The organism is Marinobacter denitrificans (assembly GCF_008795955.1).
GTDB classification, from domain to species: Bacteria; Pseudomonadota; Gammaproteobacteria; order Pseudomonadales; family Oleiphilaceae; genus Marinobacter; species Marinobacter denitrificans.
Window position 1 is genome coordinate 1,285,277 of sequence record NZ_VMHN01000001.1, and the last position, 13,045, is coordinate 1,298,321.

Below are 13,045 nucleotides of genomic sequence, written 5' to 3' on the forward strand. Positions count from 1 at the left end.
TAACGGCGTTATACGTCTGTGTCCGACGGCCCGTTTTCACGTACCCAGTAGGCAGTTGCTCCGCAAACCGCTGCCGGCACCACAAACAGATTCAGTACCGGCACCATCGCGGCCAGCGCAACCGGCAGCCCGAACCCGAGGGCTGACAGACGGGTATCCCCTAACAGACGGCGCAGGGCGGGAAAGCTGACCCGGTGATTGTCCGCCGGGTAATCCACATACTGCAGCGCCATCATCCAGCAGTTGAAAACAAACCACAGTACTGCTGCGACCAGATTCACCACCGGGATAACGCCGATGATAAACAGGCCGATCGCCCTGGGCAGGTAATAGATGATCTTCTGGACTTCGCGCCAGAGCGCGCGGGGAATGTCCCGGACAATCTGGCTCCAGCTGTCGTCCGTACTGACCTCTTGCCCCGTCAGGTGCCTCTCCGTCACTTCTGCAAGATAACCGTAGAAGGGAGAGCCGATCAGGTTAGCCACAATCACAAATCCGTAAGCCAGCATTAACAGAATCACGGCCCCGTAGAGTATCCAGAACAGCCAGTCGAGGCTTTGCAACCAGGCCCAGTCCGGCAGCCAACTCATGGCGGCGGCGATCATGCCAGTAAAAAGTTCGGCCAGGAAGTAGAACAGGAGCCCGAATAACAGAATATTGATGACAAGCGGAATAACAACGAACAACCTCAGCCCCGGCTGCCGTATCAACCGGAACCCCTCTCCGAGATATCCCAGACCGCGGAAAAAGTTTCCTTTCAACATACCTCGCAGCACCTCAGCTTCGATGACAGTGACGGGGCGCAAAGCATATCATGTTGCAAACTCCACCACAGCCCGACGGTGTACATGGGATTTCTGACACAACGCATTCGTTTTCTGCTTGATTATCAGCCATTCTGGAGGGCCATGCTGATAATTTCCGCAACAGCCATCCTCTACCTGGCCACCACCAGCGAGCCCTACCCGGTTCCTTCGGCGGACAGCGACAAGCTGAATCATCTGCTGGCCTTCCTGCAACTGACGATTGTCACACGCCTGGCCTGGCCCGGGCTGAGCCGCCTCTGGATAGCCTGCGGCCTGCTTGCCTTTGGGGTGACGATTGAAATCGTACAGGCCCAGTTACCCTATCGCACCTTTGCAGTGGCCGACATTGTGGCGGACGCCGCTGGCATTGCCATCGGCCTTCTGCCTTGCCCTGCATTCATCAGGCGACGAGCCGCGCAAGCTTGCGAAAAAACGGATGTGCGAGATTCGCCCTGAGGCTTGTGAGATATTTCCTACAAAGCCGTAGGCTCTTGCTGCTCTGTTACGTACGCTTACATAACTTGGATCAAGCATAAATTACCAAATCATTGATATAAAACGAATTATCTGATTTGTAAAAAGATTGTAACCTTCCCGACATGCATATTTCACTCACATATAACATTTCAGTTGCTATAGTGGTTACATCAAGGATGACAGGGAAAAGGACGACGCACTGGATGCACCCCGGCAACTGGACGCCGGGAGAGGCAAGGACACAGGGACGCCTCGCTTAAGGGATATCTAATCGGATCGCCGGCTCGGACGCTGGCACCAGGGACGGGCAAAGGAAAACGGCAACAGGATAGTTGCCCATCGCGCAAGGACGCGCCTGTTCCGAAAGAGGGTAACCGAGAGGTTGCCCTTTTTTTTTGTGCTTCTCTATCCGGCCAGGCCCCCTGCGGCCTGGTAAACCCGCACCCGATTGAACTCTTCGAACTCGTGCAGGTCGGGCCAGGTGCGGGCCTCGATTACCGCTTGCTGCCGGTACCGGTCATCTCCCAGCTCCCTCATCCGTGAATCGGCCAGCAACACCCGTGGCGCAGTCAGCCTGAAAACGGACAACAGAGGGCGGTTATCCGGGTCATACAACACGTCCGCCGCTGTCACCACGCCCACGTGGCTTGGCCGGGCGTTCCAGTCGCTACACAGAGACACCGTGACGCCGTTCAGCCTGGCATTGGCTTCCACAGCATCCAGTGCCGCCGGATCAATGTCACAGGCGATGGCCTCCCTCGCCCCCGCCATCTTGGCCGCAATCGCGACAATGCCCGAACCGGACCCGAAATCCAGTACTGTCTCGCCCCTGACCAGATGAGGATTGGCGAGAATATAGGCGGCAAGCACCTGGCCACTTGCCCAGCAAAACGACCAATACGCCGGTTCAGCCACCACAGCCTGGGCTTCATCGTGACTGATCGGGCCTTCCAGAACCGAAGGGTCGAACAGATACAGCGAAATGTCAGGGCATCCCGCCGGAGCTGTGGCTGCCACCCGTCCACGGCTCAGAGTTTTTGCGAGGTGCTGGTCAAGAATGTCAGGGGTCATGTTTACTCCGGGGCACAGGCCAAGGGGAGGCATTGTAAGCAAAAAAACCTCATGTCCGTTATACTGCGACCTCATTTCCAGCACGAACCTGAACCTGTCATGCCGTCCAGACCCGATACCAGCGACTACCTTGCCCTGTTTCTCAACGACGTGCCGTTGATGGACGTGCGGGCCCCCGTCGAGTTCAGCAGAGGCAGTTTTCCCTGTGCCATCAATGCACCACTGATGAACGATGAAGAACGCCACAGGGTGGGCATCTGCTACAAGGAAAAGGGGCAGGATGAAGCCATCAAACTCGGCCACCAACTGGTTTCCGGGGATATCAAGGCACAGCGCCTTGAAGCCTGGCGGCGCTTCACCGCAGACCACCCGGACGGCTACCTGTTCTGTTTCCGTGGTGGCCTGCGTTCACGGCTTAGCCAGCAATGGGTCCGTGAGGCCGGCATCGACTACCCACTGGTTACCGGTGGCTACAAGGCAATGCGCCGCTTCCTCATCGACAGCCTGGGAGCACTGATTGAATCCTCCGAGTTTGTCATTCTCAGCGGCCGCACCGGCACCGGTAAAACCAGGGTGCTGCAACAGCTACCGAACCCGATAGACCTCGAAGGGCTGGCCAATCACCGGGGCTCCAGCTTCGGGCGCCAGGTAACGCCACAGCCGTCGCAGATTGACTTCGAAAACTCCCTGGCCGTTGCCCTGCTCAAGGCACATCATCATGTCGGGGGACCGGTCTACCTCGAAGACGAAAGCAGACTGGTGGGCCGTTGCGCTTTGCCGGAAAGCCTGCGGGAGCGCATGGCAGCTGCCCCCCTGATGGTACTCGACCAGCCAATTGAGGAGCGTGTCCGGATTATCCGCGAAGACTATGTCGACCAGATGACCACCGACTACGCAGCCCGGGACGGCGAGGAGGCCGGCTGGCTCAACTTCCGCGATTATCTGCTCAGTGCTCTGGACCGGATCCGCAAACGCCTCGGCGGTGAACGCCACAGCCGGCTGCGACAACTGATGGAGAATGCCCTCGACATACAGGTCAGCACGGGGGATGCGAGCGCGCATCACCAATGGATCAAGGGCCTGCTGGAGGACTACTACGACCCCATGTATGACTACCAGCTGAACCAGAAAGCAGGCCGGATAGTGGTGCAGGGCGGGCCAGAAACCATCACGGAGTGGACCACTCGCTGATCTGAAACGTAAATCGCCCCTGGCGAACCGGGCATGCCGGTTATACGTTTGACATCAACCTCTGCTATAACGACATGCAACGAGCCATTTTCCCGATTGCCGTTATACCCGGCCGGATTCAAGGCACTAGCAATCAATACCCAATAAGGAGTCGATGAATGGAAGATCTTCTGGGAGAGAACATAAACGCCACAGAACTATGGGATCAGGCGTTAGCGCTGGTCATGACGTACGCTCCGAAATTTGTACTTGCCATCGTTACGCTGATTGTCGGCCTCTGGCTGATTAATCGCTTTATTGCCGTTCTCGACAAAAAGCTCGGCGCAAAAGACCCGACCCTGAACAAGTTCCTCTGTGGCCTGATAAGCGCCATTCTGAAGGTCATGCTGCTGATCTCGGTTGCCTCAATGATCGGCATTGCGACCACCTCGTTTATTGCCGTCATCGGTGCCGCCGGCCTCGCCATTGGCCTGGCCCTTCAGGGCAGTCTTGCCAACTTTGCCGGTGGTGTGCTGATCCTGATCTTCAAGCCCTTCAAGGTAGGTGACACCATCGAAGCCGAGGGCTTCCTGGGCGCAGTCGCAGAGATCCAGATTCTCTACACCGTAGTGAACACCTTTGATAACCGTCGTATCGTCATTCCCAACGGCAGCCTGTCCAACGCCACGCTGGTCAATGTCAGCATCTACGAAAAGCGCCGTTGTGACATGACCTTTGGTATTGGGTACGGTGATGACATCGACAAGGCCAAGGCCATTCTCCAGCGCCTGTTCGATGAAGACGAACGGTCCCTGAAAGATCCGGAGCCGCGTATTTGCGTCGCCGGACTGGGCGATAACTCCGTGGACCTCATGTTCCGCGCCTGGGTGGCTACTGACGATCTCTGGCCGTACTACTGGGACATGCACGAGAAGGTGAAGAAGGCGTTTGATGCCGAAGGTATCACCATCCCCTTCCCTCAGCGGGATGTACACGTCTACAAAACCGAGTGATCGGTATCTCAACAACACATTCTGTAACTCGCATTCTGAGCAAGCTCAACTAAGCTGACCAATAATGGCGGGGCCCCGGTGATACCGGCGCCACCGTCAGGCCACCGGAACCGGGCACACAAAAACCACCGGTTCCAGTAACGCTGTCATTGCTGGTAGGAGGTTGTCACGATGCCGGTACAGCAGTTGAAGGAATATCTCGACCAGGCAGGCACGGAGTACATGTGTCTGTCTCACCCCCCTGCTTTTACAGCCCAGGAGCTGGCTCACCACGTCAAGATAGCCGGCGACCGGGTGGTAAAAACCGTCATTATTGAACTGGATGGCAAAATGGCCATGTTGGTCATGCCTGCGACCTGGCGTATTCGCTGGGACCGGTTAAGCCATATCCTCGATACCGACTTTGTGGACCTGGCGGACGAACAGGAGTTCCAGGACCGTTTCCCTGAGTGCGAAGTGGGCGCCATGCCGCCGTTCGGCAACCTCTTTGACATGTCGGTGTACTGCGCTGAAGCCCTGACCCGGCAACCGGAGCTGGCCTTTGCCGCCGGCAGCCATACCGAGTCCATTCACATGAAAACCGAAGACTTCCTGAACCTGGTTCACCCTATGGTTCTGGAGCAGGGGTTCGTCAAGCCGGGAGCTCAGAAACCGGCGTGGCTGAAAGGTCGCACCCGCAGAGCAGAGTCGCTGACAGACAGCCCCACTGCCAACATCGCGGGTTACTGACAGCACCAGCAGGCGCTGGTCTGATCCGGGCCGCTTGTCTGAACGCGCCCATCGCGTAAACTGGGCCTATCAGACAGGAACCCGTTATGACCCAAGCCTTTGATGTTGTTATTGTTGGTGCCGGTATGGTCGGTGCTGCCCTTGCCACCGGTCTTGGCCGCAGCGGCTTTCGCGTTGGCCTTGTGGACCAGGGGGCCGCGCCCTCCTATGATCCTGGCCAGTCTCCCGATATCCGGGTATCGGCCCTGAGTGCTGGCAGTGAACGTTACCTGACCGAGCTCGGCGCCTGGCCAGACATCCTCGCGATGCGGGCCACCCCCTATTCCCGCCTGGCAGTTTGGGATGAAGCCGACCACCCGTTGAGCAGCGTACTGCCCCGCAAGATTGCCGAGGTGATTTTCGACGCCCGCAATCTGTCCGCCAGCCATCTTGGCCATATTGTTGAGAACCGCATCACTCAGCAGGCCCTCTGGAACAGCGCTTCGGCCCAGCCGTCGGTTACCCTCTTTACCGGCCACGCCGTCACCAGCCTCCACAATGGCGCCGACCAGGCCGCTGTGACACTCGACGATGGCACTGAACTGACCGGCGAACTGGTGGTGGGCGCAGACGGCGCTAACTCCGGGATCCGCAACCTGGCCGGCATCGGCGTCACCCGCGACCAGTACCAGCAACAGGCGATGGTGATCTCTGCGCGCTACCAGGGGCCGGTGCAGGACATTACATGGCAGGGCTTCTACCCCAGCGGCCCACGCGCCTTCCTGCCACTGCACGCTGCCGGCAACGGCGAAAGCTGGACCTCCCTGGTGTGGTACGACTCGCCAGAAGCACTGGCACGCCTCAAATCACTGGACAAGAGCGTGCTGATGGCGAAGATACAGAACGCCTTCCCGCCAGAACTGCCGTTGCTGACCCATATTGATGGCAAAGCCAGCTTCCCGATAGCACGGCAGCACGCCAAAACCTATGTGAACAACCGCGTAGTGCTGGTGGGCGACGCCGCCCACACCATTAACCCGCTGGCAGGCCAAGGTGTGAACCTGGGTTTCCAGGACGCCCGCTGCCTGCAGTCAGTCCTCCGCGAAGCCAGGCGCGCCGGCACCGACCTGGCCAATGCCGGCCGGCTGGACGAGTACGAACAGCAGCGCCGGCCGGCCAACCGCCGCATGATGCTGGCAATGGACGTGTTCTACCACCTGTTCAGCAACCGCGTGCCGCCCCTGCACCTGCTACGCAACCTGGGCCTGGGCGCGGCTAAAGCCATGCCATTTGCCAGAAACCGGGTGGCCAAATACGCTATGGGTATCGATGACGACCTGCCCCCGGTCATCCGCCACCTGGCGGAACGGCTACCGGGGTTCAAACAACTGTAAGCCGCTGTTCTGGCAAACATTCATCAAAAAGGACGCAATATGTCGGAGACAATCTTCACCAAGATCATCAACCGCGAAATTCCGGCGGATATTGTTTATGAGGACGACATCAGCCTGGCTTTCAGAGACATCAATCCACAGGCACCGGTACACCTGCTGATCATCCCAAAAAAGGAAATCGCAACGATCAACGATATCGAAGAGGGTGATCGCGAGCTTGTCGGCCATTTGTACTGGGTGGCTGCCAGGCTGGCAAAGGAGATGGACTTTGCCGACGACGGCTATAGGGTAGTGATGAACTGCGGAGAGAACTCAGGGCAGACGGTGTTTCACATCCACCTGCACCTGTTGGCCGGCAAACCGCTCGGCTGGCCGCCGTATACCGATAAAATGAAGCAGGCCTGAGAGTTTTTTAACTTGGGGGAGGCAAGCGGGCCGGTCCTCCTGTTTGGGACACGCTCAAGGCATCCATGCGCGCTTAGCTTTGGCCCTCCATGGCCAAAGATAGATCCCAAACAGGAGGACCGGCCCACTTGCCGATACCTTGGTGCAAAACTCCACCCAACACCGACTAGTGGCGTTACCTGAGAGGTTTTTGCGGCGGGCCCGGGGGCAGTGTTCAGGAACGTGGAGCGCCAGGGATGGCGCGACCGAGCCCTACAGGGACGTATTCACGGGCGTTTCCTGAAGGCTGCCCCCGGGCCTGCCAAGGCATCCAACCAGCAGGCTACAGAGGCAAGAACAGAATCAGCGACCGACGACCTTCTCGGCTTCCTCAACAGGCGTATGCCGAACATCCTCACCCTTGACCATGAAGATCACGTTCTCGGCAATGTTACAGGCGTGGTCCCCCACCCGCTCCAGGGCCCGGAGAATCCACATCACTGACATGCACCGGGAAATATTGCGGGTATCCTCCATCATGAACGTCAGTAACGTCCGCGTGGCCGCCTGGTATTCCTCATCAACCCGTTTGTCTTCCTTCATGATTCGCAGCGCCTGCTCCGAATCCAGGCGCGCGAAAGCATCCAGGGCATCATGCAGCATGCTCAGTACGTGTGTGCCGATGTGGCGCACTTCCACGTAGCCACGGGGCGCCTGGCCTTCCTCTGACAGCTTGATGGCAAACTTGGCGATTTTCTTGGCCTCGTCACCGACACGCTCCAGATCTGCCACCATCTTGATGACCGAAATCACCAGACGCAGATCCCGAGCCGTGGGCTGGCGACGGGCAATGATCAAAGTGGCTTCCTCGTCGATATCGATTTCCATCTGATCAACTTTCTTGTCCGTGGCACGGACTTCATCCGCCAGGTGGCCGTCGTTGTCCACCAGCGCGGTGATGGCCCGGTCTACCTGGGACTCCACCAGGCCGCCCATCTCCAGGAACTCGCTTTTCAGAGCCATCAGTTCATCATTGAACTTGTGCGAAATATGATCGCCGTATACATCGTCCTTTTTCGTTGGCATAACTCGTTTCTCCAGTGTTCAGCGTACCGGGCTCAGCCGAAGCGGCCGGTAATGTAGGATTCGGTGAGCTCGTGCTCTGGCGAGGTGAAGACCTTGTTGGTTTCATTCACTTCTACCAGATGCCCCAGATGGAAGTACGCGGTGCGGTGAGACACCCTGGCTGCCTGCTGCATGGAGTGGGTCACGATCACAATGGTGTAACTCTCGGACATCTCGGCGATCAGTTCTTCCACACGGGCGGTTGCAATCGGGTCCAGGGCGGAACACGGCTCGTCCATCAGGATGACTTCCGGGCTGACGGCAATGGCGCGGGCAATGCACAGGCGCTGCTGCTGGCCGCCGGACATACCGGTTGCAATGGCATCCAGGCGGTCCTTGGCCTCGTCCCAGAGCCCGGCCTTGCGCAGGCTGTTTTCCACGATATCGTCGAGGTCGGACTTGCGGTTTGCCAGGCCGTGAATACGAGGGCCATAAGCAACGTTGTCATAGATCGACTTGGGGAAGGGATTGGGCTTCTGGAACACCATGCCTACGCGAGCGCGGAGCTCAACCACATCTTTCTTGGAGTGATAGATGTCTTCATCATCCAGCATCAGCTGGCCCTTGATGCGACAGATGTCGATGCTGTCGTTCATACGGTTCAGGCACCGCAGGAAGGTAGACTTGCCACAACCGGAAGGCCCGATGAAGGAGATTACCTCGTTCCGGGCGATATCAAGGCTGATATCCTTGATGGCCCGATCCTGTCCGTAGAACACCTCCACGTTGCGGAGCTTGAACTTGGGGTCGTCCGCAAAAGGTTTGCCAACCGTCTTTCCTTCCTCAACGTGAATCGACTCCCGCTTGCCTTCTTCGATCGGGTCTTTGACAGGAATGATCGTTTCTTCCTGCGTACCCACTGCGCTGGCAATTGTTTCGTTAACACTCATAATTTTCTCCTTTACCACCGGCGTTCAAGACGCTTACGGAGCCAGATGGCCAGTGCATTCATACTGATCATGAAGGTGAGCAGCACCATGATGCCGGCAGATGCCAGCTCTACAAACCCCTGCTCGGAGCTGCTTGCCCAAAGGTAAATCTGTACCGGCAGCACGGTGGCTGAATCGAAAAAGCCGCCTGGTACATCCACGATGAAGGCGACCATGCCGATCAACAGCAGCGGAGCTGTCTCACCCAGCGCCTGGGCCATACCAATGATGGAACCGGTCAGCATGCCGGGCATCGCCAGGGGTATCACGTGGTGGAGCACCACCTGCATCTTGGAGGCACCGACGCCCTCGGCCGCCTCACGGATGGAAGGTGGCACGCTCTTGATGGCGGCGCGACTGGAAATGATGATGGTCGGTAGCGTCATCAGTGCCAGTACCAGACCACCCACCACCGGGACCGAACGGGGCATGCCGAACAGACTGATGAAGACGGCAAGCCCCAGCAGGCCAAAGATGATCGACGGCACCGCAGCCAGGTTATTGATGTTGACCTCGATGAAATCGGTAATCCTATTCTGGGGCGCGAACTCTTCCAGGTAGACCGCTGCCGCAATACCGACCGGAAACGAAATCGCCAGCGTGACCAGCATGGTAAGCAGGGAACCAACAATGGCACCAAGAATACCCGCATTGGCAGGCTCCCTGGAATCGCCACGGCTGAACAGCACGTCGTTGAAGCTGGTATCGATAACGCCCTTCTCCAACAGTTGATCCACCCAGCCCTGCTGCTGTTCAGACAGCTTTATACTGTATCTGGGATTATCAGCATGTTTGACATAGGTCGAGACCCGGTCATGGGCAAGAAACTCCATGGTTTGGGTGGTGTTCAGCATATCCGGATTATCTTTCAGAAGATCACGAATCTTGCTGGCGCCATAGGTACCGATCAACCGACCCAGCTCCCGCTTTTCGGCCGCACTTTCAACCTCCGGGAAATGCTCCTGCAAGGAAGCAATGATCGGCGCGACAAAGTCCGCCATGGACCGCTGGTCCTCGTCAGTGGGGTCGTCCAGGTACATGGTCTCGGAATCGAGAGTCACATCCAGCGTGATCGTGGTCTTGAGGAACCCAGTGTGTCCCTTGCTAATAATGTCTGCAAAAAGAATGAACAGGGACGCAAGGGCAATAAAGATCGCCAGAATGCCATACATGCGGAACCGGCGTTCCTTACGATAACGGCGCTTCAGGGAGTTGCGGACAATTTCCGCCTGAGAACTCTGATCAGTCATACTGTTCCCTATACTTGCGTACGATCTTGAGTGCGACCACGTTGAGCAGCAGCGTAACAATGAACAGCAACATGCCCAATGCGAACGCGGACAGGGTCTTGGCGCTGTCGAATTCCTGGTCCCCCACCAGCAATGTCGCAATCTGCACGGTCACAGTTGTGACCGACTCCAGTGGATTCGCTGTCAGGTTGGCGGCCAGTCCTGCCGCCATCACCACAATCATGGTTTCGCCGATGGCACGGGATGCTGCCAGCAGGATGCCGCCAATGATGCCGGGCAGAGCTGCCGGAAAAATCACCTTCTTCATGGTTTCCGACTGGGTTGCGCCCAGCGCCAGAGAGCCATCCCGCATGGTCTGGGGAACGGCATTGATGACGTCGTCTGACAGTGAAGACACGAACGGAACAATCATGATGCCCATGACCAGACCAGCAGCCAGCGCGCTCTGGGAGGAAGCTTCCAGGCCCACCGTTTGGGCAAGGTCACGGATAAACGGCGCCACGGTTAAAGCGGCGAAAAAGCCGTAAACCACGGTGGGAATGCCCGCCAGCATCTCCAGCACCGGCTTCACCGTTGAACGCATGCGCTTGCTGGCGTACTCGGAGAGGTAGATGGCAGACAGCAACCCGACAGGTACCGCCACCAGCAAGGCAATGGCAGAAATCAGCAGGGTACCGGTAAACAGCGGAATAACACCAAAGGCCCCGTCTGAGCCCACCTGATCAGCACGCAATGCGGTCTGTGGGCTCCAGCTGGTACTGAACAGGAACTCGGTGATTGGCACGCGGCCAAAGAAACGTACCGTCTCCAGAATGACTGAAAACACAATACCTGCGGTAGTCAGCACCGCCAATGCCGCGCACACGAAGAAGATGCGGCGGAGCGTCGTCTCGACGTTCAACCTGGCATTGATGTGCGGGGCAACACGGGTCCACGCAAAACCGGCTCCAGCCAGGGCAACAAGCAGAACCAGAGCCGCCTTGAAGTTCTCACTCTGGCTTTCCATGGCTTCCAGTACCGATGCGGCCCCCGCAATATGCTCCGGCACAAATTCAGGATTAAGCTTGCCCGCGGCCACGTTGCTGATCTGGGAAAGAATCAGGCTGGCCTGCCCCGGGGATTCCGGCCACGTATCCTGCGGCAAAGTGGCAATCACAATGCCCTGAATAACCTTGCCTTCAAAACCGGCCCAGGCGGCGAGCACAATCAACGCGGGAATGGCACACCAGAGTGCTGCGCGCGCCGCGTAGTAGAAAGGAAGAGCCTTCAGATTCCGGATGCCACCGAGGGGCGCTGCTACCGCCCGGGATCGCATATAGGCGAGGCCATAGGCGACCGCGGCAAGAACCAGAACCAGGGGCAGAAGATTGGCCGTCTGCATAACACTCTCTATGTTAATGGCTTTAAGTGCGCTGAACGTTTATTTTGCCAGTTTGTCGCACAAAAATGTTCATACTGATGTAACAAAGGAACGCGAGCTGCAAGCCCGCGTTCCTTTTTGTCTTCCCTGACAATGTTCCGGGAGCCTTACAGCTCGTTACCGGTCATCGGCTCCAGATCCTTTACTCGCTTGGCGGTTGCCATGCGCTGGTCACGCGGGAGCGGGATCAGGCCCACATCAACCAGGTAGCCGTTGTCACCCCATGTGCTTTCGCTGGTGAACTCGGCTACGTATTCCTGAATGCCAGGAACGACACCTACGTGCGCCTTTTTAATGTAGAACCACAGTGAACGCGCAACCGGGTACTCCTCACTGGAAATGGCTTCGGGAGTCGGCTCAACCCCATTAATGGTCGCTGCCTGGATCTGCCCGGTGTTCTCCATCAGGAAGCTGTAGCCGAAGATACCCAGAGTTTGCGGATCCTGGGACAGACGCTGAACGATCAGGTTGTCGTTCTCGCCGGCTTCAATGAACGGGCCGTCTTCACGCATGGCATGACAAACGGATTTCATTTCGCTCTTGTCCATGTTCTTGATGAAATCATACTTCTTACAGCCACCCTGCATGGCGATTTCAACGAAGGCGTCGCGGGTACCGGACGTTGGGGGCGGCCCCATTACGCTGATTTCAAAGTCTGGCAGGCTGGAGTCGATATCGCTCCAGTTCATGTAGGGGTTGGCAACCAGCTCGTCACCACCGTCCGGGTTCGGCACTTCCTTGGCCAGCGCCAGGAATACCTGCTCCAGAGTCAGGTCCAGTTTCTCCGCGTTCTTGGAGTTGGCGATAACGATACCATCGGCACCAATGCGCACTTCCGTGATTTCCTTCACGCCGTTTGCCTGGCAGTTTTCAAATTCGCCCGGCTTCATACGACGGGAAGCGTTGGTGATGTCCGGGTGCTGCGTGCCAACACCTTCACAGAACAACTTCAGGCCGCCGCCGGAACCGGTAGACTCAAGCTTCGGAGTCGGGAAGTCGGTGTTACGACCAAAACGCTCGGCAACCACGGTGGCGAACGGGTAAACAGTGGAGGAACCGACAATGTTGATGGTGTCGCGTGCCATGGCCGGGGCAGAGACAGCGGCAATGCTGCCTGCCAGTGCCAATGTTGTAAGGGCTGTTTTAAGTTTGATCACGTTGAGTCTCCATTTGTCACTTTGACTTATTTACGGGTTGCTTCACCGATGAGAGAACAATAAAGGCCGTCTGTGACAACTTTGTTACAGCCACTGAAATATGGCACAACGCGTTCAATTTTTCTTGCAGACGCCGTGCAG

General features: G+C 57.5%; 13 protein-coding genes. 6 read left to right on the top strand and 7 right to left on the bottom strand.

The features are described 5' to 3' along the window. Positions 1 to 8: 8 nt before the first annotated feature. Positions 9 to 764, bottom strand: a complete 756-nt coding sequence (cysZ, locus tag FO268_RS05960) for a sulfate transporter CysZ (RefSeq protein WP_150990705.1) — start codon at positions 762 to 764, stop codon at positions 9 to 11. A 144-nt stretch (positions 765 to 908) separates the two neighbouring features. On the opposite strand from cysZ, the gene FO268_RS05965 reads away from it, so the two are divergent. Then, positions 909 to 1,262, top strand: coding sequence for a VanZ family protein (locus tag FO268_RS05965; protein ID WP_225316510.1), 354 nt, complete (start codon positions 909 to 911; stop codon positions 1,260 to 1,262). 426 nt (positions 1,263 to 1,688) lie between these two features. Here FO268_RS05965 and FO268_RS05970 read toward each other — a convergent pair whose 3' ends face one another. Continuing rightward, positions 1,689 to 2,354 (bottom strand): class I SAM-dependent methyltransferase, encoded by a 666-nt coding sequence (locus FO268_RS05970; RefSeq protein WP_150990709.1) that lies wholly within the window; start codon positions 2,352 to 2,354, stop codon positions 1,689 to 1,691. Positions 2,355 to 2,453: 99 nt separating this feature from the next. On the opposite strand from FO268_RS05970, the gene mnmH reads away from it, so the two are divergent. From mnmH to FO268_RS05995, 5 genes are all read left to right on the top strand, one after another. Next, complete coding sequence (gene mnmH, locus FO268_RS05975) at positions 2,454 to 3,545, top strand: tRNA 2-selenouridine(34) synthase MnmH (RefSeq protein ID WP_150990711.1); 1,092 nt, start codon at positions 2,454 to 2,456, stop codon at positions 3,543 to 3,545. A gap of 158 nt (positions 3,546 to 3,703) precedes the next feature. Further along, complete coding sequence (locus tag FO268_RS05980; protein ID WP_150990715.1) at positions 3,704 to 4,537, top strand: mechanosensitive ion channel family protein; 834 nt, start codon at positions 3,704 to 3,706, stop codon at positions 4,535 to 4,537. 171 nt (positions 4,538 to 4,708) lie between these two features. Further along, positions 4,709 to 5,266 (top strand): aminoacyl-tRNA deacylase, encoded by a 558-nt coding sequence (locus FO268_RS05985; protein ID WP_150990717.1) that lies wholly within the window; start codon positions 4,709 to 4,711, stop codon positions 5,264 to 5,266. 86 nt (positions 5,267 to 5,352) lie between these two features. Beyond that, entirely contained in the window at positions 5,353 to 6,639 is a 1,287-nt protein-coding gene (locus tag FO268_RS05990; protein WP_150990719.1) for an FAD-dependent monooxygenase, read from the top strand. 39 nt (positions 6,640 to 6,678) lie between these two features. After that, positions 6,679 to 7,044, top strand: a complete 366-nt coding sequence (locus FO268_RS05995; RefSeq protein WP_150990721.1) for a histidine triad nucleotide-binding protein — start codon at positions 6,679 to 6,681, stop codon at positions 7,042 to 7,044. Positions 7,045 to 7,386: 342 nt separating this feature from the next. Here FO268_RS05995 and phoU read toward each other — a convergent pair whose 3' ends face one another. The 5 genes from phoU to FO268_RS06020 all read right to left on the bottom strand — a co-directional run bounded on the left by phoU (position 7,387) and on the right by FO268_RS06020 (position 12,904). Next, positions 7,387 to 8,109 (bottom strand): phosphate signaling complex protein PhoU, encoded by a 723-nt coding sequence (gene phoU, locus FO268_RS06000; RefSeq protein WP_150990723.1) that lies wholly within the window; start codon positions 8,107 to 8,109, stop codon positions 7,387 to 7,389. A gap of 32 nt (positions 8,110 to 8,141) precedes the next feature. Further along, on the bottom strand, positions 8,142 to 9,038 hold the full coding sequence (gene pstB, locus FO268_RS06005; protein WP_265103230.1) for a phosphate ABC transporter ATP-binding protein PstB: 897 nt from the start codon (positions 9,036 to 9,038) through the stop codon (positions 8,142 to 8,144). 11 nt (positions 9,039 to 9,049) lie between these two features. Then, on the bottom strand, positions 9,050 to 10,327 hold the full coding sequence (pstA, locus tag FO268_RS06010) for a phosphate ABC transporter permease PstA (protein ID WP_150990725.1): 1,278 nt from the start codon (positions 10,325 to 10,327) through the stop codon (positions 9,050 to 9,052). After that, positions 10,320 to 11,708 (bottom strand): phosphate ABC transporter permease subunit PstC, encoded by a 1,389-nt coding sequence (gene pstC, locus FO268_RS06015; protein ID WP_150990727.1) that lies wholly within the window; start codon positions 11,706 to 11,708, stop codon positions 10,320 to 10,322. The genes pstA and pstC overlap by 8 nt, the downstream gene beginning before the upstream one ends. A 146-nt stretch (positions 11,709 to 11,854) precedes the next feature. Then, positions 11,855 to 12,904, bottom strand: a complete 1,050-nt coding sequence (locus FO268_RS06020) for a substrate-binding domain-containing protein (RefSeq protein ID WP_150990729.1) — start codon at positions 12,902 to 12,904, stop codon at positions 11,855 to 11,857. Between the last annotated feature and the right edge of the window lie 141 nt (positions 12,905 to 13,045).